The organism is Exiguobacterium sp. s35 (assembly GCF_018617535.1).
GTDB classification, from domain to species: Bacteria; Bacillota; Bacilli; order Exiguobacteriales; family Exiguobacteriaceae; genus Exiguobacterium; species Exiguobacterium aestuarii.
In genome coordinates, this window is the sequence record NZ_JACSKI010000001.1 from 1344714 (window position 1) to 1371463 (window position 26750).

Annotated in this window: 25 protein-coding genes; 4 read left to right on the forward strand and 21 right to left on the reverse strand. The window is 50.9% G+C overall.

What is annotated here, in order from left to right:
• The first annotated feature begins 35 nt into the window (after nucleotides 1-35).
• Nucleotides 36-611 carry an ATP-dependent Clp endopeptidase proteolytic subunit ClpP gene (gene clpP / locus KNO75_RS06920; protein WP_012726916.1) on the forward strand — a complete coding sequence of 192 codons (576 nt, stop codon included), beginning with the start codon at nucleotides 36-38 and terminating at the stop codon, nucleotides 609-611.
• Between the two features lie 43 nt (nucleotides 612-654).
• Here the strand turns inward: clpP and KNO75_RS06925 are convergent, their stop codons facing one another.
• The 13 genes from KNO75_RS06925 to hprK all read right to left on the reverse strand — a co-directional run bounded on the left by KNO75_RS06925 (nucleotide 655) and on the right by hprK (nucleotide 11519).
• Nucleotides 655-1350: a MerR family transcriptional regulator gene (locus tag KNO75_RS06925; RefSeq protein WP_214820611.1), complete on the reverse strand. Its 696-nt coding sequence runs from the start codon at nucleotides 1348-1350 to the stop codon at nucleotides 655-657.
• A gap of 57 nt (nucleotides 1351-1407) precedes the next feature.
• Nucleotides 1408-1851 carry a hypothetical protein gene (locus KNO75_RS06930; RefSeq protein ID WP_214820613.1) on the reverse strand — a complete coding sequence of 148 codons (444 nt, stop codon included), beginning with the start codon at nucleotides 1849-1851 and terminating at the stop codon, nucleotides 1408-1410.
• 89 nt (nucleotides 1852-1940) lie between these two features.
• Complete coding sequence (locus KNO75_RS06935) at nucleotides 1941-2456, reverse strand: DUF2179 domain-containing protein (RefSeq protein ID WP_074033625.1); 516 nt, start codon at nucleotides 2454-2456, stop codon at nucleotides 1941-1943.
• Between the two features lie 90 nt (nucleotides 2457-2546).
• Nucleotides 2547-2786, reverse strand: coding sequence for a CopG family transcriptional regulator (locus KNO75_RS06940; protein ID WP_074033629.1), 240 nt, complete (start codon nucleotides 2784-2786; stop codon nucleotides 2547-2549).
• Nucleotides 2787-2870: 84 nt separating this feature from the next.
• On the reverse strand, nucleotides 2871-3824 hold the full coding sequence (gene whiA, locus KNO75_RS06945) for a DNA-binding protein WhiA (RefSeq protein ID WP_074033630.1): 954 nt from the start codon (nucleotides 3822-3824) through the stop codon (nucleotides 2871-2873).
• Between the two features lie 34 nt (nucleotides 3825-3858).
• The gene (locus tag KNO75_RS06950; RefSeq protein WP_214795434.1) at nucleotides 3859-4854 is read right to left on the reverse strand and encodes a gluconeogenesis factor YvcK family protein; all 996 of its coding nucleotides are present in this window, start codon (nucleotides 4852-4854) and stop codon (nucleotides 3859-3861) included.
• Nucleotide 4855: 1 nt separating this feature from the next.
• A complete protein-coding gene (rapZ, locus tag KNO75_RS06955) occupies nucleotides 4856-5728 on the reverse strand; it encodes an RNase adapter RapZ (protein ID WP_074033636.1) in 873 nt (290 codons plus the stop codon).
• Nucleotides 5729-5848: 120 nt separating this feature from the next.
• A complete protein-coding gene (trxB, locus tag KNO75_RS06960) occupies nucleotides 5849-6802 on the reverse strand; it encodes a thioredoxin-disulfide reductase (RefSeq protein WP_214786950.1) in 954 nt (317 codons plus the stop codon).
• Between the two features lie 68 nt (nucleotides 6803-6870).
• Nucleotides 6871-8343 carry a tetratricopeptide repeat protein gene (locus KNO75_RS06965; protein ID WP_214795432.1) on the reverse strand — a complete coding sequence of 491 codons (1473 nt, stop codon included), beginning with the start codon at nucleotides 8341-8343 and terminating at the stop codon, nucleotides 6871-6873.
• Nucleotides 8344-8637: 294 nt separating this feature from the next.
• On the reverse strand, nucleotides 8638-9120 hold the full coding sequence (locus KNO75_RS06970; protein WP_214786945.1) for an acyltransferase: 483 nt from the start codon (nucleotides 9118-9120) through the stop codon (nucleotides 8638-8640).
• Complete coding sequence (gene ppaX / locus KNO75_RS06975; RefSeq protein WP_214820615.1) at nucleotides 9113-9763, reverse strand: pyrophosphatase PpaX; 651 nt, start codon at nucleotides 9761-9763, stop codon at nucleotides 9113-9115. The genes KNO75_RS06970 and ppaX overlap by 8 nt, the downstream gene beginning before the upstream one ends.
• Nucleotides 9763-10581 (reverse strand): prolipoprotein diacylglyceryl transferase, encoded by an 819-nt coding sequence (gene lgt / locus KNO75_RS06980; protein ID WP_214786942.1) that lies wholly within the window; start codon nucleotides 10579-10581, stop codon nucleotides 9763-9765. The genes ppaX and lgt overlap by 1 nt, the downstream gene beginning before the upstream one ends.
• 2 nt (nucleotides 10582-10583) lie before the next feature.
• Complete coding sequence (gene hprK, locus KNO75_RS06985; protein ID WP_214786940.1) at nucleotides 10584-11519, reverse strand: HPr(Ser) kinase/phosphatase; 936 nt, start codon at nucleotides 11517-11519, stop codon at nucleotides 10584-10586.
• A 148-nt stretch (nucleotides 11520-11667) separates the two neighbouring features.
• Here hprK and KNO75_RS06990 point away from each other — a divergent pair, with 148 nt between their 5' ends.
• The gene (locus KNO75_RS06990) at nucleotides 11668-12024 is read left to right on the forward strand and encodes a hypothetical protein (protein WP_214795428.1); all 357 of its coding nucleotides are present in this window, start codon (nucleotides 11668-11670) and stop codon (nucleotides 12022-12024) included.
• A 37-nt stretch (nucleotides 12025-12061) separates the two neighbouring features.
• Here the strand turns inward: KNO75_RS06990 and KNO75_RS06995 are convergent, their stop codons facing one another.
• From KNO75_RS06995 to uvrB, 3 genes are all read right to left on the reverse strand, one after another.
• Complete coding sequence (locus KNO75_RS06995; RefSeq protein WP_214786935.1) at nucleotides 12062-13231, reverse strand: DUF4097 family beta strand repeat-containing protein; 1170 nt, start codon at nucleotides 13229-13231, stop codon at nucleotides 12062-12064.
• 65 nt (nucleotides 13232-13296) lie between these two features.
• On the reverse strand, nucleotides 13297-16170 hold the full coding sequence (gene uvrA, locus KNO75_RS07000; RefSeq protein ID WP_214820616.1) for an excinuclease ABC subunit UvrA: 2874 nt from the start codon (nucleotides 16168-16170) through the stop codon (nucleotides 13297-13299).
• Nucleotides 16171-18141, reverse strand: a complete 1971-nt coding sequence (uvrB, locus tag KNO75_RS07005; protein WP_214786932.1) for an excinuclease ABC subunit UvrB — start codon at nucleotides 18139-18141, stop codon at nucleotides 16171-16173.
• 451 nt (nucleotides 18142-18592) lie between these two features.
• On the opposite strand from uvrB, the gene KNO75_RS07010 reads away from it, so the two are divergent.
• Nucleotides 18593-19300 carry an MIP/aquaporin family protein gene (locus tag KNO75_RS07010; protein WP_214795422.1) on the forward strand — a complete coding sequence of 236 codons (708 nt, stop codon included), beginning with the start codon at nucleotides 18593-18595 and terminating at the stop codon, nucleotides 19298-19300.
• A gap of 28 nt (nucleotides 19301-19328) precedes the next feature.
• Nucleotides 19329-20846, forward strand: a complete 1518-nt coding sequence (glpK, locus tag KNO75_RS07015) for a glycerol kinase GlpK (protein ID WP_214820619.1) — start codon at nucleotides 19329-19331, stop codon at nucleotides 20844-20846.
• 65 nt (nucleotides 20847-20911) lie between these two features.
• On the opposite strand, the gene KNO75_RS07020 is transcribed toward glpK, so the two are convergent.
• The 5 genes from KNO75_RS07020 to ftsE all read right to left on the reverse strand — a co-directional run bounded on the left by KNO75_RS07020 (nucleotide 20912) and on the right by ftsE (nucleotide 26542).
• Nucleotides 20912-22066: a PDZ domain-containing protein gene (locus tag KNO75_RS07020; RefSeq protein ID WP_353047553.1), complete on the reverse strand. Its 1155-nt coding sequence runs from the start codon at nucleotides 22064-22066 to the stop codon at nucleotides 20912-20914.
• A gap of 28 nt (nucleotides 22067-22094) precedes the next feature.
• Nucleotides 22095-23498 (reverse strand): S41 family peptidase, encoded by a 1404-nt coding sequence (locus tag KNO75_RS07025; protein ID WP_214820621.1) that lies wholly within the window; start codon nucleotides 23496-23498, stop codon nucleotides 22095-22097.
• A gap of 101 nt (nucleotides 23499-23599) precedes the next feature.
• Nucleotides 23600-24940 (reverse strand): murein hydrolase activator EnvC family protein, encoded by a 1341-nt coding sequence (locus KNO75_RS07030; protein ID WP_214820623.1) that lies wholly within the window; start codon nucleotides 24938-24940, stop codon nucleotides 23600-23602.
• 23 nt (nucleotides 24941-24963) lie between these two features.
• Nucleotides 24964-25866: a permease-like cell division protein FtsX gene (ftsX, locus tag KNO75_RS07035; RefSeq protein WP_214795411.1), complete on the reverse strand. Its 903-nt coding sequence runs from the start codon at nucleotides 25864-25866 to the stop codon at nucleotides 24964-24966.
• Nucleotides 25856-26542 carry a cell division ATP-binding protein FtsE gene (ftsE, locus tag KNO75_RS07040; protein ID WP_214795409.1) on the reverse strand — a complete coding sequence of 229 codons (687 nt, stop codon included), beginning with the start codon at nucleotides 26540-26542 and terminating at the stop codon, nucleotides 25856-25858. Before ftsE ends, ftsX begins: the two co-directional genes overlap by 11 nt.
• Between the last annotated feature and the right edge of the window lie 208 nt (nucleotides 26543-26750).

Genomic DNA, 26750 nt, shown 5'->3' on the forward strand with positions numbered 1-26750 from the left:
ATGAACTTACAACCTACATAAAGGAGGCAGATTCAATGTTAATTCCAACAGTTATCGAACAGACAGGCCGTGGGGAGCGCGCGTACGACATCTACTCACGCTTGCTCAAAGACCGTATCATCCTTCTCGGAAGTGCGATTGACGACAACGTCGCGAACTCAATCGTCGCACAGCTCCTCTTCCTCGCAGCTGAGGATCCAGAAAAGGACATCTCGCTCTACATCAACAGCCCAGGTGGTTCGATTACAGCAGGTATGGCGATTTATGACACGATGAACTTCATCAAGCCAAACGTGTCGACGATTTGTATCGGAATGGCTGCATCGATGGGTGCCTTCTTGCTCCAAGCCGGTGAAAAAGGAAAACGCTTCGCACTTCCGAACGCAGAAATCATGATTCACCAACCGCTCGGCGGCACACAAGGCCAAGCGTCAGACATTAAGATTCACGCAGAACGCATCATCAAAATGCGTGAGAAATTGAACCAAATCATGGCTGAGAACACAGGACAGCCACTTGAAGTCATCGAGCGCGACACAGAGCGTGACTACTTCATGGCAGCTGACCAAGCGAAAGACTACGGTCTCATCGACAAAGTCATGACACGCTAATCATACAAAAGACGTTTCCCGATTGATCGGGAAACGTCTTTTTCTATTCGATGGGCATCCAGACTTCAATCATGTCATCCGCCCCTGCCTGCCCGTGAATGTAGCGTTCAAAGTCGACCGCATCGCGAAGCGTCACGTCTGGAACGTTTAACAGTTGCTCATATGTCGTAGGAATCATCGGGATGCCCCCTTCGACCGTCGCGACGATATAGTTCCCTTCCGTCAGTTCGACTTGTCGCGCTCCTTCCCCACTCACGGGCTTCGTCATGCCAGCCACATAGCCGTTCTCATGTGGGAGGCAGACGCCATATGACTCATCTGTCGTCAATTCTGGTTGAAGTTTCACCCATACCTTAGGGATTTCTTCTAGCGTGCTCCCATAACCATATACTAAAATCGGTTCACGCAATGTTTCATATCGAATGTTCATGTTGTCCCCTCCTGACTGCATCGACCGAATCTGTCCCTCGATTCGATGAAGCTGTTCAATTTCCGTCCTGACTTCACGTAACCGCGTTTCAAGCAATGCCTCGATTGATAAATTAGACTGGATTTGTTCCATACTCAGTCCAATCTGACGCAATCGTTTGATTTCGCTTAAACGTCGAATCTCGTCCATCCCATACATTCGATAGTGATTATCGGATCGGATTGGTCGCACGAGACCTCGTGCTTCATAAAATTTGATGGCTTTGACCGACAACCCGGTCACATGCGCCACTCTCCCAATTGGAATCAAAGTTTCCCCACCTCCTATCTTCACTGTACAGCCGTCCCTTGGAGGCAGGTCAACCCATTAGTTTTCAGGTACCCTGACACCGAACACGTATCGGCTGTCGCCTTGTGTCCATTCCCCACCAATCTCATATACATAAATACCTGGTTCGTCTGGCACGACCGGTTCAGCCGGGACGAGTTCTCCGTCGTCGACTCGATAGAAAGTCGATTCCATCGGGTCGGCATGGTAGACGACGTCAATCGCATCACCCGGTTTGACCGTGATCAGTTGCAGGTCTTCGGCTTCCGGCAAGCCGTAGTCGGCGCACGTTGCACGATTGCCGGCTTCCCAACAATAGGTCGATTGCTCCACTTCCGCTGTCACCGAGCCGACACGAACCGTCGGGAGCGGCGGTTTGACCGGATCGTCCCCATCACCAAACCAAGACACGGCGACATAAATCACCCCCACACCGACAAGTAACCCAATCAATACGATCCAAAAACGTCGATTGCTCTTCACGGTCTCATCTCCTTTCCTCACTCATTCCCTATCGTGCGGTAAAATCCCTACTCCAACAAAAAAAGACCCACTTCCGTGAGTCTTGTGCGTCATTTCGGACGACGCAGTCCTTTCATCATATAGCCGCCTTTGAAGTCGATTGGGTCGAATGCGACGAGAAACGCCTTCGGCTCATGCTTCTCGACGAGTTCACGCAATTCTTTCATCCGTGTCCGGGCTGCCAAGACGTCCAGACGATAACGGACACCGTCTCGACCTTGACCTTGATAATGCGTCACCCCGTAACCATTGTCACGCATCTGTTGGATGAGCTCCGCCGGATACTCTTTCGTATGGACTTGAATCATGTTGTAGCCGATGGCGAGTTTACGTTCAACGTAGCCACCGAGTAAAATCCCAAGTCCGAACCCGACCGCATAAACGATCATACCGAGCGTCGTCAAATCTTGGAATACAATCCCGAGCGCGAAGATGTAGATGAGCGTTTCAAGCGTCCCGAACAGACCCGCGATGACCGTCTTCCCTTTCACGAGCATAATCGTCCGAAGCGTGAGCACCGGGACGTAGATAAGTTGTAGCAATAGGATGAGTAAGATTTGACCCATTCGATCGACCTCCGTTCAAATTCATTACCACCACTATTCCAAATTTCCGAGAGAGATGCAACTAAAAAAGGCTGACCGAAGTCAACCTTATTATTTCGTATCTAGATTTTTCACGCTCGTGAGCAATTCGTAGTCTTTACGAATCACTTCGTAGATCGCGTTCTTATCTCCGTTCAACAACTCTTCCGCACGAAGCTGGTTCAAGAGAAGGCTTGTTGCGAACGTGACGAGTGCACTCTTCGGAATTCCGATTTCTTTTGCGCGCTCTGTGATGACTTGGTCGAGCTTAGCGTCAATCGTGAGCGATAATCTTTTCTTTTCATTCGACATAGTGATGAAGCTCCTTTAATTCCTATTCAGTAAACCTATTCCAGTTGCTTATTATATAGGAAGAATGGTTTTGGTGCAACCGCGTCACGAAGAGGCGATCTCATCGCCACTCCGCACACGCTCTGCAATTTGGTCAATTTTACGAAGTCGATGGTTGATTCCAGACTTCGAAATTGGACCAGACTCGAGCATTTCCCCGAGTTCTTGTAACGAGACGTCTTGATGCGTGACGCGCAGTTCAGCGATTTCGCGAAGTTTTTTCGGCAAGACGTCGAGTCCGACCGTCCGCTCCAAGAACTTGATGTTCTCGACTTGGCGTAACGCCGCCCCGACCGTCTTGTTCAAGTTGGCCGTCTCACAGTTGACGAGGCGGTTGACGGAGTTACGCATGTCTTTGATGATGCGTGCATCCTCAAATTCGAGCATTCCTCGTGTCGCACCAATCAACTTGAGGAAGTCGGAGATCTTCTCGCTCTCTTTCATATAGAGGATGTGCCCTTTTTTCCGTTCGAGCGTCTTCGCGTTCAAATCGAACCGATTCGCCAGATCGCGTAGCGCCTGGTTATGGTTTTCATACAAGCTGTAGACTTCGAGGTGATACGACGACGTCTTCGGATGGTTGATTGACCCTCCGGCGAGGAAGGCCCCACGCAAGTAGGCGCGTGCCAAGTTCTCATCACGTGTCATATCTGAGTTCAGCGTCCGAATCATCTCATAGTGTTCCCCGAGAATCTCGAGGTCACGAAGCATCGTCTCCGCATGCTGTGACACACGGACGATATAGACGTTATTCTTTTTCAGACGCATTTTCTTCCGTACGAATAAGTCTAGCGGATGGTCATAGAGGCGTTTCATCAACGAATACATCCGACGGGCGATCGAGGCGTTTTCGGTCGAGACGTCGAGCGTCATGCCTCGTCCTAGGGCGAGTGAGATGACGCCGTTCATCCGAACGAGTGCCGACAATTCTGCTTTCGCCTCGGCGTCGTTCACTTCGAGTTGTGTCAATTCTTTCTTCACATCTGATGCAAAGCTCATCGATTCCCCCTCCTTTCTATCTTTCAAACAATTCTTATTTCAATTCAAGCTGCTGAAACGAACGTGGTTTCTTGATTCGGAGCACGCGTTGCATGACAAGTCCGGCAATGGCGTCGGAGTCATGACGGATGTAATCCCGATTGTAATCGACGATATCTCCCGCAAGGACATTCGTTCCATAGTTTCGGAGCTTTTTCCGGTCGAAGCGGACTTCTTCCGATCCGTCTTCGAGGTAGCGTTCCAAATATTCTTCATCGATCGGCTCATTATTGACGACGATCGTATCAATCGACGCCTTCCCGAGATAGGCTTCGATGGCCTTCAAGTGCTTCATCGCATCATAGCCCTTCGTCTCGCCCGGTTGCGTCATGACGTTACAAATATAGACGACTGGGACTTGTGAGCGGACGATGGCTTCCCGCACCGCCGGAATGAGCAGGTTCGGGATGATGCTCGTATAGAGGCTCCCTGGACCGAGCACGATGACGTCGGCCGACTCGATCGCTTCCACGACCCCTGGGGCCGGCTTGATGCCGTCCTCGAGTAAAAACAGGCGTTTGATCGGCTGTTGATGAAGCGGGATCTTCGATTCGCCTTTGACGATCGTCCCGTCCTCAAACTCCGCCGCGAGCGTCATGAGCGTCTCGGTCACCGGTAACACTTTCCCTTGTGCGTTCAAAAGCTGTGACATGACGTCAATCGCTTTGACGAACGACCCTTCACAAATATGGGTCGCCGCCGTCAGCATCAAGTTTCCAAGAGAGTGACCTTCTAGGCCGTATCCCGTGTCGAAACGATACTGTAAAATCTTATCCATCAACGGCTCGACTTCTGACAAGGCCAAGATGACGTTACGGATGTCTCCCGGAGGCAACATATGAAACTCGTCACGCAGGCGCCCTGAACTGCCTCCGTCGTCTCCTACCGTGACGATGGCAGTGATGTCGAGTGGATAATGCTTCAAACCACGGACGAGGGTGGACAATCCTGTCCCCCCACCGATGGCAACTACTTTCCGTTCTCGTCTCATATCATTTCTCCTTCGTCGCGTGGGCAAGGTCACGGTGGACCGTCTTCACGTTGTAACGCTCTGCGAAATGCTCTGACACTTTCTCGGCGAACGTGATCGAGCGGTGTTTGCCGCCTGTGCAACCGAATGCCACCACGATCTGCGTCTTCCCTTCCCGCTTATATTGCGGAAGCAGGAATTCGAGCATATCGATCAACTTCTTATAAAATGCCCGCGCCTCCGGATGCGACATGACGTAGTCTTGCACTTCCGTCGTCTGACCCGTGAGCGGTCGAAGTTCAGGGATATAGAACGGGTTCGTGATAAAGCGGACATCAAACAGTAAGTCCACATCGAGCGGGACCCCGTGTTTGAACCCGAACGACATGAAGTTGACCGTAAACGGGATACGTTCCTCGTTGAACTGTTGCAAGATACGGTCCTTCAGCATCTGCGGCTTCAAGTCACTCGTGTCGTATAGCGTATGGGCACGGTCGCGGAACCCTTCTAACAGTTCGCGCTCCATCTGGATGCCGACGAGTGGCGCATCTTCTGGGGCGAGCGGGTGTGACCGCCGCGTCTCTTTATAGCGACGAACGAGCACGTCGTCGCGCGTCTCTAAGTACAGAAGATGCGGGTGTACATTCTTCTTTTCCAAATCGTCAATGACGATGAACAAACTATCGATAAAATCTCTCGTACGTGTATCAATGGCGACCGCGATTTTCGGTCGGACCGAGCTGATGACATCAATCAATTGTGGTAAGAGAACCGGTGGTAAGTTATCGACACAGAAATAGCCGAGATCCTCGAAACTATTCATCGCGACGGACTTCCCAGCCCCGCTCATTCCGCTGATGATGATCAATTCTTCTAATCCTTTAAAATCTTCCATCTCGCTGACGCCCCCTTAAAATTGACAACCGAGCCGTGTGTGTAGCTCTCTCCATCTAGTATAACGAACGTCCGAAAAAAAGAGAAGGACCGCGGTTCCCCGCAGTCCTACCTTCTTGAATCATGCGTTTTGTTCTTGCAACGATTCGAGGAGCCCCTCGATGAAGTGTTGAGCGTTCTGAGCGGCAATCGATCCGTCGTTCGTCGCCGTGACGACTTGGCGGAGCGTTTTCTCACGAACATCACCGGCAGCAAAGATTCCTGGGATATTCGTTTCCATCGCCTCGTTCGTGACGATGTAGCCTTGCTCGTTCGTGATCCCGAGGTCTTGGACGAATCCAGTGATCGGGTTCATGCCGATATAGATGAAGACGCCGTCGATGTCGTGGTCTGTCTCTGTACCGTCAACCGTGCTGACGAGACGAGCCCCACCGACTTTTCCGTCTTTCTCTGTAATTTCTTTCAATGTGTGGTTCCAAATAAAATCGATTTTCTCATTATCGAACGCACGTTTTTGAAGAATTTTTTGAGCACGGAGCTCGTCGCGACGGTGAACGATTGTCACCTTGTTTGCGAAACGTGTCAAGAAGACACCTTCTTCAACAGCTGAGTCGCCACCACCGATGACGAACAAATCTTTGCCTTTGAAGAACGCTCCATCACATACCGCACAGTACGATACGCCACGGCCACCGAGTTCTTCTTCACCCGGTACACCGATTTTCTTATACTGAGCACCAGAGGCGAGAATGATCGCACGTGCTTTGTAGTCGCGGTTGTGCGCATGGACGATTTTATATTCTGTTTCATCCGAGATGCTTTGCACGTCCCCATATGCATACTCCGCACCGAACGCTTTCGAATGGTCGAACATTTTCTGAGACAAGTCAGGACCGAGAATGCTGTCGTATCCTGGGTAGTTCTCGATGTCTTCCGTGTTGGCCATTTGACCACCTGGAATTCCGCGTTCGATCATAAGTGTTGAAAGGTTCGCACGTGAAGCATATAGCGCAGCGGTCATTCCGGCAGGACCGGCACCGATGATAATGACGTCATAAATTTTTTCTTCTGTCATGTTGATTCCACCTCTGCAAGAAATTGATTGCCTTTAGTATAAGAAACCTGTATGGGTATCGTCTATCTTTATGCTTGTTCGAGTGTCCGTTTGAACGAACGAACCGTCTCTGTCAACGTATCAACCGGGAGATGGAAGGCGTTCGCACAGTCCTCAAGAATCAAGGCGTCACGTTTCGTATAAAACATCCAGACGAGCGCAGCGGCCGATGCCGTTACGTCCATAAATGTTTCATCAGACAACAATAGCGTCGCAAATCGTTCATAGAAGTCACCTTCTAGACTCATCCGTTCCGCTTCCGAAACATGCGCTTCGGCAAGGACGAGGGCATCAAACGCGCGCTTGACGCGAACGTCTCCATGGAACGGTTGTTGACAGAGGTCGGCACGACACATCTCTGCGAAGGCACGGACCGTCTCATTCTCCGTGACGGCGTTCGTCAGCGCAAGTGCCTCAAACGCCTCATCATCTTTTAAATTAGAAATGATTCGAATGATCTCGACTCGCGCTAGGTCGGTCTCTTGACGAAGACCTTGTACGAGCGCCGAACGAAACTCGAGGTTTTCCCGAATGTCGAAACTTTGCTTCTCTTCGAAACGTTTCATCTCTTCATTGTTCAAGTAGGTGGCTGCCTCTTCTAATCGTCCTGTCTTATAGGCAGACACGCTGAGCCAATGCCCAAACAATGGGTCTCCACGAAAACCGCGGTCTTTCAATAGACGTAACTCTTCATACGCACGGTCATAATGTCCGACGAGCGCAAGTGTCGTCGCCAATTTATAACGTAGGTCAAATTGGAGTGGACGGACACGTGTGAGTGGCGTCGATAACTGCGTCGCCGCTTCGGATTGTCCCGCCTCATGCAGCAATAGAATCGTGTTCAAAATCGCATGCAAGTTGCCCGGGTTCTGGTCGAGCACATATTCGAGCGTCCGAAACGCCGCTTGGTCATCGCCGAGGTAAAAACTGACGACGGATAGGTTGTTATAGGCTGGCCAAAACGATGGGTACTGCCCGATCAAACGTTCGAGCGTCGCCTTCGCCGCAAAAAGTCGGCCTTTGTCGATTTGACGCTGTGCTTCTGTATGCCATGTGATCAATTCGTCCTCTTCCTCGTCCTCGAGCTCTTGTTCGAGTTCGATCAGTTCAAGAAGGGATTGCACGGCTTCCGCGTAGTGACCTTTCGTGTCACGGGCGAGATATTCAGAAGCATAGTTCGCCGCTTCTTCATATTGAGAGACATAGGCACAGTTGCTCGCTAAGTGATAGAGCGCCTCTGTCGCGGTCTCGTCGAGCTCTAATACTCGTTTCCACACGTCATTGGCGTGGTAGACCTCCCCTACTTCAAATAACAGTTCTGCGTACTGTTTATGATAGTCGACGCGATGCGTGGCTGCTGCTGTCGCTTCAGCCATGAAAAAAGTCGCTTCATCTAGGCGACCTTCCCGTAACGCACGACGACCTCTATAGTAGTGGAGCTCCGCAGCGAGCGGAGATTCTGGTTCGGGTAGCGTCATTACTGCTTCATAGTTCGCTTCCATATTCTAAATCCTCCACATCATCTCTAAATCTTTTTTTAGTTGCAGGGATAAGAATACCGCACTCGAACAACGAGGGCAACTGAAAAAGTTAAAAAAAATTGCGACTATATTCCCTCTATAATGAATATTTTTTACTAGGTTCAAAAATTGTTTTTGAACGAAAATATGATTCCGTCAATTCGGTTCATTTTCCCATTAAAAAGCGGCATCTCTTTTAAAAAAAGTGATACCGCTCAAGTATTCTTTTACGCCTCTATACAAAAAAGGCATAAAAACATTTTGCGAAAAATTGTGTCAAATATGTGTCAGCGACTGGAGCTTTGAACCGACGACCCGCTCACCTGGTAAGACGTCGCGGTGCACGACCGCACCCGCACCGACGACCGCACCGTCGCCGATTGTCACACCTGGTAAGATGGTCACGTTCGCCCCGATTAAGACTTCATTTCCGATAACGACGTCCCCGATCCGGTACTCATCGACGAGATACTCATGACAGAGAATCGTCGAATTGAATCCGATGACGGTGTTGCGACCAATCGTGATCCGTTCCGGGAACATGACGTCCGGCGTGACCATAAGGGCGAGGGCACTATACTCGCCGATCTTCATACCGAGAAATGTCCGGTACAGCCAACGCTTCGCCTTCACCGAAGGGAAGTAACGACCGATGAGCACGACCGACGTGTTTTTGAAGACACGCAGGAAGCGAATCGTCCGATACATCTGCCAAAGCGGATTCGGTCCGTCGATGCGAAACCGTTTCGTCTTACGCATGAACGCTGACCTCGTCAAGCCATGCCTCGAAATGTTCCATCGAGTCGATGATGACATCCGGCTCGAGTGATTCAAGGAACTGACGGCCTTTTAATGCCCAGCCGACAGCGACCGTCTTCGTCCCTGCATTTTTCCCGCTGAAGATGTCTGTATCGTTATCCCCAACCATGACCGCTCGCTCCGGTGACGAACCAAGCGCTTGAAGCGCACGTTCGACCGGTTCGGCGTGTGGTTTTTCATTCTCGACATCGTCCGCCGTCACGACGACGTCAAACAAGTGGTCGATGTTGAACAACCGAAGACCGCGTTCGACGACCGGACGACCTTTCGATGTAACGACGCCCATCTTGTATCCTTTCGCATGAAGGCGATATAAGCCTTCGATGACACCCGGATACTCGGCGACGAGTTGGTCGTGCATGGCGATATTGAAACTCCGATAGAACGCTTGCATCTCTTTCCATTCCGCTTCGTTCAATTCACGGAACGACTTCTCGAGCGTCGGTCCGATGAAACGATAGATGTCCTCATCCCGATACGTATGTTCCGGGAAATAATACTCGAACGTGTGGCGGAAACTGGCGATGATGAGCGGGTTCGTATCGAGTAACGTACCGTCTAAGTCAAATAAGAGCGTATCCATTAATCAAACAATCCTTTCTCTGATGGGTCATTGTATCGTTTCGCATTGCGGCGAAGGATCATCATGACGATACCGAAGAGAATCAGCGCGATTGACACCATTTGGGCTGCACGCAAATCGCCTGACATGAGACTATCTGTCCGGAGTCCTTCAATATAGAAGCGACCGATCGAATACCAGACGAGGTAAGACAAGAAGATATATCCACGACGTGGGTTCCCAATCATGCGCCAAGCGACGAGGAGGATGACCCCGATGATGTTCCAAACACTTTCATAAAGGAACGTCGGGATATAATATGCGCCATCGATATACATCTGATTGACGATCCAATCCGGTAACATGAGCGTATCTTGCAGGAAGCTACGCGTCGTCTCGCCACCATGGGCCTCTTGGTTCATGAAGTTCCCCCAGCGCCCGATGGCTTGTCCGAGGAGAAGTGATGGCGCCAATATGTCCGTCACTTTCCAGAACGACATCGATTTTCGCATACAATAGACGATGACGACAAGGAGTGCCCCGAAGATGGCACCGTGAATGGCGATCCCGCCTTGACGGATATCGATGATCTGCCCGAGGTTCTCTGAGTAGTAATCCCATTGGAACGTCACATAGTAAATACGCGCGAAGATGATACTGATTGGAATCGACCAGATGACGACGTCGACGAGTCGTTCCGAATCATAGTTGATCCGTTTTGCCTCATAGAGGGCAAGGACGAGTCCGAGCATTGCTCCGAAGGCGATAATCATGCCATACCAATATATCGGAAGAGAGCCAATTTCAAACGCTACACGATCAAATGTCGGTTCTACCATGATCACAAGTCTCCTTCAGTGTCCTGAATCGCGTTCGCGAGACGTTCCGCAAACTCTTCAGCCGTATTGATCCCCATGTTTTGCAGACGATAGTTCATCGCTGCGACCTCGATGATGACCGCCAAGTTTCGACCTGGGCGGACCGGGATCGTGAGGAGCGGGACTTCACTGTCGATGATTTTCATCGTGTTGTGATCGAGCCCGACGCGGTCGTACACTTTTCCAGCGTCCCAGTTCTCTAAGTTGACGATGAGACTGATCTTTTTATGGGACCGGACCGCACCTGCACCGAACAAGGTCATGACGTCGATGATGCCGATTCCACGAATCTCAAGCAAATGACGAATCAGCTTTGGTGCTGAACCGACGAGGAGCTGGTCACCCGTTTGACGAATCTCGACCGAGTCATCGGCGACGAGACGGTGTCCGCGTTTGACGAGCTCGAGTGCCGTCTCCGATTTCCCGACACCGCTTTGTCCTTTGATGAGGACGCCGACGCCATAAATATCGACGAGAACCCCGTGCATCGCCGTCATTGGCGCGAGTTCCATCTCAAGGAAGTTCGTGATTTGCGATTCGATCGAAGTCGTCACCGCATTCGTCCGCATGAGTGGGACGTTTGCCGCTTCCGCTTCTTCTTCGATTTCTTTCGGAATGTCAAATCCACGTGTGATTAAAATCCCAGGTGTCGATTCCGTACATAAGATCCGGGCACGCTCGCGACGCTTTTCTTCCGATAAGCTCGCATAGAAAGTTAACTCTGTCTTCCCTAGCACTTGAAGACGGTTTTTCGCATAGTGCGTGTAATAACCGGCGAGGACGAGTCCAGGACGACTCAGGTCGGGTGTAGCGACCGGACGATGAAGCCCCTCTTCTCCCGCAATGACTTGAAGTTTAAAACGCTCAACGACTTGAGCTGTACGTACGATATTTTGCATCAGTATCTGCCCCTTTCACGCTCATTATTGTATCATAGCTCTTTCTATGTAGGGTTAGAGAAGTGACGAAGAACGTGTCAAAAAATTGTTGAAACTTTCATACATAGCGTGCGTAGGAAGGGTATAGGCAAATAGAGGAGGTGAAAATATGGATGCTTTATTTTGGATTGTCGTAATCATCGCGCTCGTCATCGGAATCGGGACGCTTATCTACATCATCAAGTCGCTGATTGATATGTGGAAAGAGTATGCGGCGACGAAAAACGAGACGGTCTTGCTCTTGTTCATTTTGAATATCATCGGATTCTTCTTGTCTGGTGCACTCATCTCGATGATTGTCGCCATCATCTTCTACTGGAATCGCTCGAAATCGATGCGGCTCCTCGGCATCATCTTGCTCATTGCCGGTCCCGTCCTCTTTATCGTCTTCGCAGTCAGTGCATTCACGCTGTTTGATACACAGATGATGGATTGGCAACAGATGGAATATGAAATGAATCTTTAATCAAAAAAGTCCCGAAGGCTAAGCCTTCGGGATTTGCTTATTGTTGATGGAATGGATTGTTCAAATCAGCTGGGTCGACGGGATCGACCGGATCCGATGGCTCCGTCTGTTCTTCCTCAAGGAATGTCGACGGTGTGTATACCGATCCGTGTTCCAAGTCGATTGTACCGGTACGCGTACCCGCTTCGACTTCGATGCGAGGCGTTTGACCACGACCGGACAAGAATTCAAGCCGACGCTGAGCGACGTCTTTTCGGTCACGGATGATTTCAAGTTCGTCGAGCAAGCAGTGGAGTCCACCGAAGTTCGTCTCAAGTTCACCTTCGACTTCGACACCATGCGGTAACACGAGTCGAACGTTTCCGGCGAGCGAGGCGAGTTCGAACTTGGCCGGACGAGCAGTCGCAAGCTCCGCGCGAATGTTTCCATTACCCGTCTTGAGGGATGCCTTGTCATACTTTCCTCCGACGATGACGGCCCCATTTCCGGTACGGACATGGACGAGCTCTGCTTCGACACCTTCGACCTCAACTGTCCCGTTTCCGGTGTTAAGGAGGAGTTCCGATGCATGCACGTCATGTAAGACAACGCGACCGTTCGCCGTTTGAACCCGGACGTTCTCGACGTCAAGACCATCGGCACGGACTTCCCCGTTCAACGTCTGAATATGAAGATGGTTGAAATGATGATGCGGGACATACAGTTCCACATGAGCCCGGACGAGTTTGTCACGCAAGGAGACGACGAGACGGTCTCCGATGACAGAATGTTTGACCGCCGACTGCAACTGTTCGAGCGCTTTGTCCGCGTCTTGTTGGCGAAGCGGACGACCGGTCACGATGAGCTCACAATCTTCTGCATCTGACGAGACGATCGTCGCCGATGCGTTGAAGAGATCGAGTGAGATGTCGGTGCCTGTGAATGGGAATGATTTCGAATACGTCACTTCTGGCCCGAAATTCGAGCTGAAGGAGAAGTCGCTGTCACGAAGCTTCGTGACGAGCCCCTCTACCGCAGACGTCAGTTTCGTTGTGAGCGATTCGACCGAATAGGCATCGACCTTTTCCGTATCTTGTCGCTCTTCTAACGCCTTGACTTGTTCTGGTTCGAGGCGTTCGAGACGCTCGAGTTGCGTCATCGCCTCCTCGATTGTCATCTTGCCTTCCTTCACTTGCTGGAGAATCAGTTCACGCATTTCTTGTTTCACGTTCGTTTTCCCCCTTCAATTTGGTTGCACGTCAATTACCTTCCCGTTTCTCACCATTTCTATACTTATTTCTTTTTTCCTGCTTTTGGTTTCACACGAGCCGCATCTCGTTCGAGTACCGGCTTCAAGTACTTGCCGGTATACGAGCCAGACACTTCCGCGACTTCTTCCGGCGTTCCCGTCGCGACAATGAGTCCGCCGCCGTCTCCGCCCTCTGGTCCGAGGTCGATCAAATAATCGGCCGACTTGATGACGTCGAGGTTATGTTCGATGACGAGTACCGTATCCCCGTTCTCGACGAGGCGCTGCAACACTTTCAACAAGCGCGCGATGTCGTCGACGTGGAGACCTGTCGTCGGTTCATCCAAAATATAAATCGTCTTCCCGGTCGAGCGTTTATGGAGCTCCGAGGCGAGTTTCACACGCTGGGCTTCCCCACCCGAGAGTTCCGTCGCCGGTTGACCGAGTTTCATATAGCCGAGACCGACGTCATAAATCGTCTGGATTTTTCGCTTGATTTTCGGAATCTTGTCAAAGAATTCGAGCCCTTCCTCGATTGTCATATCGAGGACGTCGGCAATCGTCTTCCCTTTATATTTCACTTCGAGCGTCTCACGGTTATACCGTTTCCCGTGACAGACCTCACACGGCACGTACACGTCCGGTAAGAAGTGCATCTCGATTTTGATGATCCCGTCCCCACGGCACGCTTCGCAGCGTCCGCCTTTGACGTTGAAACTGAAACGTCCTTTCTTATACCCTCGCATCTTCGCTTCGTTCGTCGAGGCAAAGACGTCGCGGATGTCGTCGAAGACGCCCGTATACGTCGCCGGGTTCGAACGCGGTGTACGTCCGATCGGGGATTGGTCGATATCGATGACTTTGTCGATATGCTCGAGACCTTCAATCTTCTTATGCTTCCCTGGTTTCGCTTTGGCACGGTTCATGTTGTGCGCGAGCGATTTATAGAGAATCTCGTTGATGAGTGTCGACTTCCCAGAACCCGATACGCCCGTCACGGCGACGAACATCCCGAGCGGAATCGAGACGTCGACATCTTTCAAGTTGTTCTCTTCCGCCTTGATGATTTTCAAGAAACGCTCGTCCGGCATCTTCCGTTCAACTGGGAGTGGAATGAACTTCTTCCCGGCGAGATATTGCCCTGTGAGCGAGTTCTTATTTTTCATGAGTTGCTTCGGTGTCCCGGCGGCGATGACTTGTCCACCGTGCTCCCCGGCACCCGGTCCGATATCAATCAAATAGTCGGCTTCCATCATCGTGTCCTCATCATGCTCGACGACGATGAGCGTGTTGCCGATGTCCCGCATCTGTTTGAGCGTCGCGATCAAGCGGTCGTTATCTCGTTGATGTAGACCAATTGATGGTTCATCGAGGACGTACAAGACACCTGTGAGGCGTGAACCGATTTGCGTCGCGAGGCGAATTCGCTGCGCTTCCCCACCTGAGAGTGTTCCTGCAGCACGAGACAGCGTCAAATAGTCGAGACCGACGTTATTCAAGAAGCTGAGTCGTTCCCGAATCTCCTGCAAGATGAGACGGGCAATGGCGATATCCTTTTCACTGAGCTGTTCATTGAGCCCTTCGAAGAACGCGAGGGCGTTCACGACCGACTTCTCCGTCACTTGTCCGACGTGCTGCCCGGTGATCTTGACGGCGAGTGATTCTTCTTTCAAGCGATAGCCATGACATGTCGGGCAGGCGTGGGTTGCCATATACATCTCCATCTGTTCACGGATATAGTCGGACGTCGTCTCGCGGTAGCGGCGTTCGATGTTACGGAGCACCCCTTCAAAGAAGATTGTGTTCGTCCGGACTTGACCGAAGTCGTTCTCGTAGCGGAACAGAAATGACTCTTCCGAAGAACCGTTTAAGACGAGCTCTTGGTCACGCTTCGACAGGCGCTCGAACGGCACGTCCATGTCGATGTTGAAATGCTGACACATCGCCGATAACAGTTGCGGATAGTACTGGGAACTCGTCGGCTGCCACGCAGCAATTGCCCCTTCTTTTAACGTTTTCGATGGGTCTGGAATGACGAGTTCCGGGTCGACATCTAATTTCGTCCCGAGTCCGTCACATGTCGGGCAAGCCCCGAACGGTGAGTTGAAGGAGAACATGCGTGGCTCGAGCTCTCCGATCGAGAATCCACAAATCGGGCAGGCGTGGTGTTCACTGAAGAGAAGCTCAGTACCGTCCATCTTGTCGATGATGACACGTCCATCAGCGAGACGTAATGCCGTCTCGAGAGAGTCGGCGAGGCGTCCCTCGACATCAGGTCGGACGACGAGACGGTCGACGACGACTTCGATGGAATGCTTTTTGTTTTTGTCGAGCTCGATTTCATCCGTCAGCTCGATGGTCTCTCCGTTCACACGGACACGGACGAACCCCTCTTTTTTCAACGAGTCGAACACTTTGACGTGCGTCCCTTTACGACCTGACACGATCGGTGCCAAAATCTGTAGTCGCGTTCGTTCCGGCAACTCCATCACTTGGTCGACCATCTGAGAGATGGTCTGACTCGAAATCTCGATTCCATGGTTCGGACAAACCGGTTTCCCGATACGTGCGAACAGGAGTCGGAGATAGTCATAAATCTCGGTCACCGTCCCGACAGTCGAACGTGGGTTTCGGCTCGTCGTCTTCTGGTCGATTGAGATGGCAGGACTTAATCCTTCAATCGTATCGACGTCCGGTTTATCCATCTGTCCGAGGAACTGACGGGCGTACGCAGACAAACTCTCGACGTAGCGTCGCTGTCCTTCCGCATAAATCGTGTCGAACGCGAGCGACGATTTCCCGGAGCCGGACAAGCCCGTCAAGACGACGAGCTGGTCACGTGGGATATCAATATCGATATTTTTTAAGTTATTGACGCGTGCCCCTTTGATGACAATCGCATTTTTCTTTTCAGCCATTTAATTCCCTACCTTCAACTCCAAGATTAAGTCACGCAATTCGGCCGCTCGTTCGAACTGAAGATCGCGCGCCGCTTGCTTCATTTCTTCTTCTAATTTGGCAATCGCTGCCTCGCGTTCGGCCGGTTTCATCGTACTGAGTGATTCGAGCGCCTCTTCCTCGGCCTCGACCGTCGCTCGGATGACGCCACGAACGTCTTTACGAATTGTCTGTGGCGTGATGCCATGTTCTTCATTATAAGCCTGTTGAATCGTACGACGACGATCCGTCTCTTCGATGGCTCTTGCCATCGAGTCGGTCATCTTGTCCGCGAACAGGATGACGTGTCCGTTCGCATTACGGGCCGCCCGCCCAATCGTCTGAATGAGCGAACGGTCAGAACGAAGGAACCCTTCCTTATCGGCATCAAGAATCGTCACGAGACTGACTTCAGGAATGTCGAGTCCTTCCCGCAACAAGTTGATTCCGACGAGCACGTCGTATTTCCCGAGACGAAGATCTCGGATGATTTCAATCCGTTCGAGCGTCTTGATCTCGGAGTGCATATAGTTGACCTTGATTCCCGCTTCACGCAAGTAGTCGGACAAGTCCTCTGCCATCTTCTTCGTGAGCGTCGTCACGAGGACACGCTCGTCTCGCTTGATGCGTTCGCGAATCTGGTCCATCAAATAATCGATTTGACCTTTGATCGGATGAATCTCGATCGTCGGGTCGAGTAGTCCCGTCGGACGAATGATCTGTTCGATCATGTGCGGTGTATGTTCGAGCTCATACGGACCTGGTGTCGCCGAGATGAAGATCGCTTGTGAGACTTTCTTCTCGAACTCATCGAACTTGAGCGGACGGTTGTCCTTCGCAGACGGAAGACGGAACCCGTGGTCGACGAGCACTTGTTTCCGCGCCTGGTCCCCGTTATACATCCCGCGTACTTGCGGCAGCGTCACGTGCGACTCATCGGCAACGAGCAGGAAGTCTTCTGGGAAGTAATCGATCAATGTATACGGGGTCGAGCCTTCTGGCATTAAGTTCAAGTGTCGCGAATAGTTCTCGATGCCTGAACAATACCCCATTTCACGCATCATCTCCAAATCGTAATGCGTTCGCTGTTCGAGACGTTGCGCTTCAAGCAACTTCCCTTCCTCGCGGAACTTCTCGAGTTGCTCTTCGAGTTCCGCTTCAATATTAACGATTGCCTTTTGAAGTTTTTCGTCACGCGTGACGAAGTGGGATGCAGGGAAGATGGCGACGTGATCTCGGTCTGCGATGATTTCTCCCGTCAACGGGTCCATCTCACGGATTCGATCGATTTCATCACCGAAAAATTCGATTCGCATACAGTGTTCGTCACGCGAAGCCGGGAAGATCTCGACAACGTCCCCACGGACACGGAACCGTCCGCGCTGGAAATCGATATCGTTTCGTTCATATTGAATGTCGATGAGCTTACGAAGCATCTCGTCACGCCCCATCTCTTTTCCGACCCGAAGGCTGAGGACGAGACTACGGTATTCTTCTGGGTTACCGAGACCATATATACAAGAGACCGATGCGACGATGATGACGTCATCCCGCTCAAAGAGAGCCGACGTCGCCGAGTGACGCAGCTTATCGATTTCATCGTTAATGGAAGCATCCTTCTCGATGAACGTATCGGTCGAAGGAACGTACGCTTCAGGCTGATAATAGTCGTAGTAACTGACAAAGTATTCGACCGCGTTGTTCGGGAAGAACTCTTTGAACTCGGAATAGAGTTGACCCGCGAGCGTCTTGTTGTGGGCAAGGACGAGTGTCGGTTTCTTCACTTCTTGAATGACGTTTGAGACAGTGAACGTCTTCCCTGTTCCAGTCGCCCCGAGGAGCGTCTGATAACGGTCTCCCCGATTCACGCCTTCGACAAGTTGCCGAATCGCTTCAGGCTGGTCACCTCCTGGTTGAAATTCAGATTGTAATGCAAACGGGATCGATTCCATAAGATACTCCTCACCTTCTCATTTCATAAGTTCCTTAATTATATCATAGACACGAACAAATATTCGCTTATTAGCTTGTAGATGGATATATTCCATTTATCTTTCATATCATCTTTTCTTTTTCCGTTACCATCTCAAAAGAAACATCCAATCTCACGCCAATTATCATCTGAGAGATTGATCGTAATCGCTTTTGTGACATAGGACACGAAAAGTCGAATCCTGGACCTTGTTCCTATTCGGTTGAAATTCCCACGATTTTAAAAATGGAAGCCAAATTGGTGAATATTTCGCTCCCTGTCTGCTCCTTTATGTGAAGTTTACAGGTGTAAATGTGAACATTTGTAGGAAAAAAGTAGGATTTTTGAAAAACACTGTTTTAAAACGCTTACATTTTGGGCATATAATGAAGTGGTAAGTCAAATTGCATAGGGAGAAAGGGGAGTATCACATGTCAGCATTTGTAAGTGAAATTATCGGTACGATGCTATTGATTCTGCTCGGTAACGGTGTCGTCGCCGGCGTCGTCCTCCGCCATTCCAAAGCGGAAAACTCTGGCTGGATTGTTATCACAATGGGTTGGGGTCTCGCGGTTATGGTCGGGGTCTACGCAGCCGGTATTTACGGAGGCGCACACATCAACCCTGCCGTCACGATTGGTCTCGCGACAGCAGGAGAATTCCCATGGGCCGATGTCCCACTCTACATCCTTGCTCAGTTTATCGGAGCGTTCATTGGGGCATGTTTGGTGTATGTCCACTACAAGCCGCATTACGATGCGACGGAGGATCCAGGTTTGAAACTCGCAACGTTCTCTACTGCACCAGGTATTCGCAACACACCATCTAACTTGATTGGTGAGATTATCGGAACATTCGTCCTTGTCTTTGCATTGTTGTCATTCGGGGCAAACACATTCGCAGATGGACTTAACCCGCTCATCGTCGGTTTCTTGATTGTCTCAATCGGTCTCTCACTAGGTGGTACGACGGGATATGCGATCAACCCAGCGCGTGACCTTGGGCCACGTATCGCACACGCCATTCTTCCGATTAAAGGAAAAGGTTCATCTGATTGGGGTTATTCATGGATTCCAGTCGTTGGTCCGATTATCGGTGCTGTCATCGCCGCTCTCGTGTATGGCATTCTCGTCCCTTAACACATAATTTTGAAGGAGGAAATCACATATGGCGAAAGAAAAACGTTATATTCTAGCATTGGACCAAGGAACGACAAGTTCACGGGCAATCATTTTTGATCATGATGGAAAGATTGTCACAGTCGCACAACGCGAATTCAAACAGTACTTCCCAAAACCAGGCTGGGTCGAGCATAACGCCAATGAAATTTGGGGTTCTGTCCTCGCGGTCATGGCGGAAGCGTTCGGTTCGGCGGATATCGATCCGAATGAAATCGCTGGAATCGGGATCACGAACCAACGTGAGACAGCGGTCGTTTGGGAAAAAGAAACAGGACGCCCTGTTTACAACGCGGTCGTTTGGCAATCACGTCAAACTGCTGATATCTGTGAAGAACTAAAAGCAGCAGGTCACTCGGATATGGTCCGTGACAAAACAGGTCTCCTCATCGATGCCTACTTCTCAGGTACGAAAGTGAAATGGATTTTGGATAACGTCGAAGGCGCTCGTGAGAAAGCCGAAAACGGTGAACTCCTCTTCGGAACAATCGATACATGGCTCATCTGGAAACTCTCAGGTGGTAAAGCCCACGTAACGGATTATTCGAACGCATCACGTACACTCATGTATAACATTTACGAACAGAAGTGGGATGACGAGTTACTCGAAATCTTGACGGTACCGAAATCAATGCTTCCTGAAGTCAAACCTTCGAGTGAAGTATATGCAAACACGATCCCATATCACTTCTTCGGATTCGAAGTACCAATCGCCGGCGCGGCTGGTGACCAACAGGCTGCCTTGTTCGGTCAAACATGCTTCGAAAAAGGTGAAGGAAAGAACACGTACGGTACAGGTTGCTTCATGCTCATGAATACGGGAGAAGAAGCCGTCAAATCGGATCACGGTCTTTTGACGACAATCGCATGGGGCTATAACGGAAAAGTTGAGTATGCGCTCGAAGGTTCGATCTTCGTGGCCGGTTCGGCAATCCAATGGCTCCGTGACGGATTACGGATGTTGAAATCAGCGAAAGATTCGGAACAATATGCGACGCGTATCGAATCGACAGAAGGCGTATACGTCGTACCAGCCTTCGTTGGTCTTGGTGCACCATACTGGAACTCTGACGTTCGTGGTGCCATCTTCGGCCTCACACGCGGAACAGAGAAAGAACAGTTGGTCCGTGCGACGATCGAGTCACTCGCTTATCAGACGCGTGACGTCCTCACATCGATGGAGAACGATTCAGGTATCAACTTGAAGACACTCCGTGTCGATGGTGGAGCCGTCAGCAACAACTTCCTCATGCAGTTCCAATCGGACATCCTCGACGTTCCGGTTGAACGTCCGGAAGTGAGTGAAACGACTGCACTCGGTGCCGCTTACTTGGCAGGTCTCGCTGTTGGTTTCTGGAAAGACCAAGCAGAGATCAAAGAGCAGTGGAAACTCGATAAGAAGTTCGAGCCAAACATGGAAGAGTCTCATCGCGAAGCACTCTACAAAGGTTGGCAACACGCCGTCGAAGCAACGATGGCATTCAAACCATCAAAACTTGACGTATAAGATGAAAGGGCATCCTCACGGGTGCCCTTTTCGTATGCAAAAAAAGAGTACCCGTTAGGATACTCTTACAATTTACGAAGGCGGACACGTGGACTCGTCGGCTCCCCGACGAACAAGATACCGAGTTCGTGTGGATCGGTCTCATACATCGCACGCTGAACGAAACGGATGTCCCCGTTCAGATTCAGTACTTCGAGCTTGATGTACGGTTTATGTTGCTGGAGCGCCTCGTAAAAGCTATGCCCTCCTGTGATGATCGTTCCATTGACTTTATAAATCGATTCACCTGGGATGAGTTGCATCGCCTCTCCCGGTGAATTCGGAAGCGTGTCGACGATGACCGCCCCGCGATTTCCATTGATGAAGACAGGTGTCGTGCCACGATTTTCTCGTTTGATCCACTGAAGCCCAAGCTCATATAGCACGAACAAGGCAAACACGGCATAGTCGACATATGGAATCTCCCATACATACGAGAGACCAAATAGACCGAGAGCAATCAATGCGAGCACTGCGCGATAATTGCTCAATCGTGCAAGTAGCGTTCCCGGCAATGCGCCGGTCGACAACAAGCTGACCCCGATCGGAATCGGAAGAATGATGGGAACCATCGGCCAGTCGAGACCGAACGTCGGTGGCAAGAAGACGACAAGCGGGAAAAACCAAATCCGTTTGACGACATGCCCCCCGATGAACTGACCGCGTTTCGATAAGATCAGTGTCGGGGACGTCTCTTTTGGTCCATTCCAGCGTAAAAGGATCGCTTCCGCGAACGTGACGAGCCCGAACGTGAGGGCATAGACCGTCCAATCGACTCGAGCGAGCTCGATCACCCAATCACTGAGCGCCCCATAAGAAACGACATCGCGCAACATGACGACCCCGAACAAGACGAGAAGCGGAAGCACCGGATTGAAGAATCGCGGATGCATCGTCAACACCACGAGCGTATAGAGCACTGTGAACGAGACGGCCCACTCAAACGTGATGGTCGTCTCAAGTACGATCGTCGCGGCTGATGCGAGGACCGCTAGAAGAAGACTTGGCCAGATGAAATGCTTCCATTCCGACTTCGGCGAGCGTCGTCTCGAACGAAACATGGCTCGTTCTCGTTTGACTCGTGTCATCGATATGTATGTAAGGGCGACGAGCGTCACCCAAAACAGCGGACTACCTAACAACGTCAATAAAGCCGTAACACTCATTCGTACAACTTCCACGCGGTCCAATCCTTTCTTTCATTCAACGTTATTTTGCGGCTTCTTCGAGCGCTCGGTTCAATTGGGCATCGTTCGCCTTATCTTGAATCGCCTCGAGCAACTTCGATTCGAGCGCCGAAGCGGTCTCTTCATCGACAGTCCCTGAAGCCTCGAGACCATTGTCTGTCTGGAATGCTTTCACGGCTTCTGCCATCGTGTCCCCGAAGTATCCCGGTTGACCACCTGGCTCGTAGCCGATTCCCGTCAAAATTTTATGCAAGTTCGAGACGGCATCGCCGTAATCGCCGACTTTTAGTGACTCTTCTTCTGTCAAGACACGGGTCACATTAAAGTAATCTGGTTGAGCCACTTCAATATCCGGCTCGATTCCTTTTTTATTGATCCAGTTCCCGTCTGGCGTGAGCCATTTGCTCGTCGTCAACTTCAGGTTGCTACCGTCCTCTAAATCAAACGCCGTCTGGACGACGCCTTTCCCGAACGTCTTCGTTCCGATGATTGTTGCGCCTGCGCCTTCTTTCATCGCACCCGTCAAAATCTCAGATGCCGAGGCAGAGCCCTCATCCGTCAAGACGAAAAGATTGTACGGTTTTGCTTCACGGGCGCGACCATTTTGAGCGTCACGGTCCCCGTCCGCATTCTCGATTTGAACGACCGGTTTTGATGTCGGGACGAACCCTTCAGACATCTCGATGACGGCTGGTAAGAGCCCACCTGGGTTCCCACGCACGTCGATGATCAAGCTATCGATATCCTCTGACTCGAGCTGTTCGAGCTGTTCGAGAAACTCATCGGCCGTCGGTTCGGAGAACTGTGTCACTTGAAGATAGCCAATCTTTTTACCGTCCTGCTCCTTCACTTCTGAGAACACCGTCTCGATTGGGATCGTGTCACGCGTGATCTCATAGTCCGCCGTCTGACTGCCACGGCGAATCGTCAATGTGACGGTCGTCCCTTTTTCCCCTCGGATGAGTTGGACGGCTTCTTGTACATCCATTCCTTCGATCGACTCCCCGTCGACCGCTGTGATGATGTCACCGGGGCGAAGGCCCGCCTCCTCGGCTGGAGCGCCTTTGATTGGAGCGACGATTAAGATGTCTTCTCCTTTCTTCTCCAAAGTTGCGCCGATTCCTTCAAAACTCGATTCAATCGAGTCGGTAAATTGCGATGTTTCTTCCGCGTCCAAGAAATCCGAGTATGGATCATCGAGTGCTGCGGTCATGCCGTCGAGCGCTCCTGTCAATAAATCCTCTTCCGAGATGTCTTGTAACGAATGTTCCTCAATCAAATCACGCACTTGGTCGACTTTATCCCAGCCTTCCGCATTCGTCTGAATCGGAAGTGATGTGTCTGTAAACGCCATCGTCGCAAGGCCTGCACCGGCCCCAGCCACGAACGTTGTGCCAGCGAGTAGTCCTGCGGTAGAATTTTTCACGGGTTGGTCCCTCATTTCTCTTTGTAAGTCTTTTCATTAGTATAGCAAAAACGAGAGGAAAAGCGGACGCGTTCCACATATTTGGGACGCGTCCGCTTTAGTCAGTATCCAATATACGGGGCTGGGTCAATCGCATTCGGTTGTCCCGGTGCCCATTTTCCTCGATGTAACTCAAAGTGGAGGTGCGGTCCGGTCGACCAGCCGGTGTTGCCGAGCGTCCCGACCGTCTGTCCAGCCGCGACTTGTTGACCGGCGCCGACCGTGATGGCATTCAGATGGGCGTAGACGGTCGTCCAAATCTCCCCATTCATGACGTGAGAGACGAAAACGACGTTCCCATACCCGGTCGCCGGTGCCGCCTTGATGACCACACCCGGTGCGCTCGCGACAATCGGTGTCCCTTGGGCGTTGACGAGGTCGATCCCCTTATGAATCTCAGGGACACCTGTCAGCGGATTGTTCCGCGGTCCGAACGGGCTCGAGACGTAACCGGACACGGGGCGGACAAATTCAGTCGACGTGGACACATGCGTCGGCGTTTCAGCCGGCTGTGCTGGCGGTGGAGCCACTTCAGGTACTACGACCTCTGTCTCCGCTTCCCGTTTCTCTGCTTCGGCGCGTGCCCGCTCTTCCGCAGCACGTGCCTCCGCTTCCCGTTTCGCGCGTTCTGCAGCCTCGGCGGCTTCGCGTTCTGCCGTTGCAATCGCCTCGAGCTGTTCGCTGATAATCCGGTTCTGTTCGGCCATGACCGCCTGCTCTTCACTGCGCGTCATTTTCTCGAGTTCGAGCTGCTCGACTTGTTCGTTCAGTTCGACCAACAAATCGCGCTTCTTCTCGGCCGTCCGGTCAAGGTCTTGTTTCGTGATGACGAGCTCACGCTCTTTTTGTTTGATGAAAGAGAGTTGGGTGCGCTGAGTCGTCTCTAACGACTCGAGACGTTCCATCTCACTCATATAGTTATGTATGAGTTCCCGGTCCTGCTCAGCAATCGTGCGGGCCGTCATGACCCGTGTCACGAAATCACCGAAGGAACGGGACTCAAAAATGACTTGTAGATAGGAAGTATCTTCATGTACTTGCAAGACGCGAAGGCGCTCATTCAATAAATCCTTCTGGCTTTCCAAGTACTCTTCCTGAACGGAAAGTTGTTGGCGGGTCGCCTCGAGCTCTTCACGGGCCGTATCGACCTCGTGTTGTTGAATCGCGATTTGTTCACTCAAATCATTCAATCGGTCATCGACGATGTGAATCTCCGTCTGCACGGCATCACGCTCTGCCTCGGTGACCTCGAGCTCGGCGTCTGTCTCGGCCTGCGCTTTTTTCGACTCCTCCAATTCATTGGACAATCGATCTTGTCGAGCTTTTAACGTGTCTTTCTCTGTCGCCATGACTGGCATGGCAAGTAACGATACACACAACCCTAGCGCAAGCGAACGTTTCATCCGCCAACTCCTCCTTATTTAAGTTAGATTTTCAAGAAGCGACCGAGCGATGTCGTCGATCCCCAGATCCCGATGAACGCACCGAGTGCAAGTAAAACAAGCGATACTTGTACCGTGAGCGTCGATGGATCAATCAACTTAAATATATCACTATTCAATTGATCAAGCGATGGTTGTAAAGCACTATATGCGACGTCATATCCGAAATAAATGACGAGAATCGGGACGAGAGCACCAAGCATACCGAGAAGCAGTCCTTCGATAAAGAACGGCCAACGGATAAAGCTGTTCTTCGCTCCGACGAGTCGCATGATTTCAATCTCACGACGACGTGAGAAGATTGTCATCTTGATCGTATTCGAGATCAAGAACATCGCCATCAATGTCAATCCGACGATCAACGCGAGTCCACCGATGCGAATCCCGTTGAAGAAGGCAAACATTTTATCGATGTAGTCTTTTCCGTACTTCACATCGTCGACATTATCGAGTGAACTGACCGATTCGGCCACTTTCTCTAGTTCTGTCGGGTCTTGTGCTTTGACGATGTAACGGGCGTGGAGCGGATTGTCTTTCTCAACCGTTCCGTATGCTGCCGCGTCATCCCCGAGTTGAGTTTGGAATTTCTGTAACTCATCCTCTTTCGAGCTGAACGTGACCGTCGAGACTCCCGGTACCTGTTCAATGTTCTGTCCGAGCTTCTCTACCGAGTTCTCATCCGCTGTCCGGGTGATGAACACTTGAATCTCGACATCGTTCTCGACGTTGTCTGAGATCTCGTTAACGTTGAACATGACGAGTGCGAAGACACCGACAAGCAACAAAGTGATTGTCACGGCACTGATTGCCGCGAACGACATCCATCCATTACGAAGTGTTCCTTTGAACCCTTCACGCAAATGGCGCAATCCAGTCTTAAACATCATAGCCATATGCTCCTTTCTCTTCATCGCGAACTACTTTACCACTCTCAATCGCGATGACGCGGTGACGAATCTTATCGACGATGTCACGGTTGTGCGTCGCCATGACGATGGTCGCCCCGCGGCGGTGAATTTCTTCAAACACTTCCATAATACCCCATGCCGTTTCCGGGTCTAAGTTCCCCGTCGGCTCATCGGCGATGATCAGCTTCGGCTTGTTCACGATCGCTCGAGCGATCGAGACACGCTGCTGTTCCCCACCTGAGAGTTCATCTGGATAGTTGCGCGCCTTGTTTTTCAATCCGACAAGGTTCAACACATCCATGACTTGTTTACGAATCGACGACGTGTCTGCTCCGACGACTTCTAACGCGAACGCGACGTTCTCATAGACAGTGAGTGTCGGCAACAATTTGAAGTCTTGGAAGATGACGCCGAGTTGGCGACGTAACTTCGGCACATGCCGGTCTTTTAATTTTCCGACATCGAGCCCATCAATCAATAATTGACCAGCTGTCGGTTTCTCCTCACGATAAATCATCTTCATGAATGTCGACTTTCCGGCTCCGGAAGGTCCGACCACATAAAGGAACTCGCCGTCGCGAATCTCTAGATCGAGGTCATCCATGGCAACGACGCCGTTTGGATATACTTTACTGACTTTTTGCATCGAAATCATAACGTATTCCCTACCCTTTTTTAATATTTGTATGCATCTATGACGAAGTTGAATCAATTGTTTTAGTTACTGTATATTTCGCCTAGAGTCTTTTTTACAGGAAACAACTCCCTCTGTCAAGGTATCGTTTTTCATGTTCGCCTGGTCAAAAAATCATCTAGGGCATAGTTGAAGCGACTACAATTATATCAATCCAACTTTTAAAAGA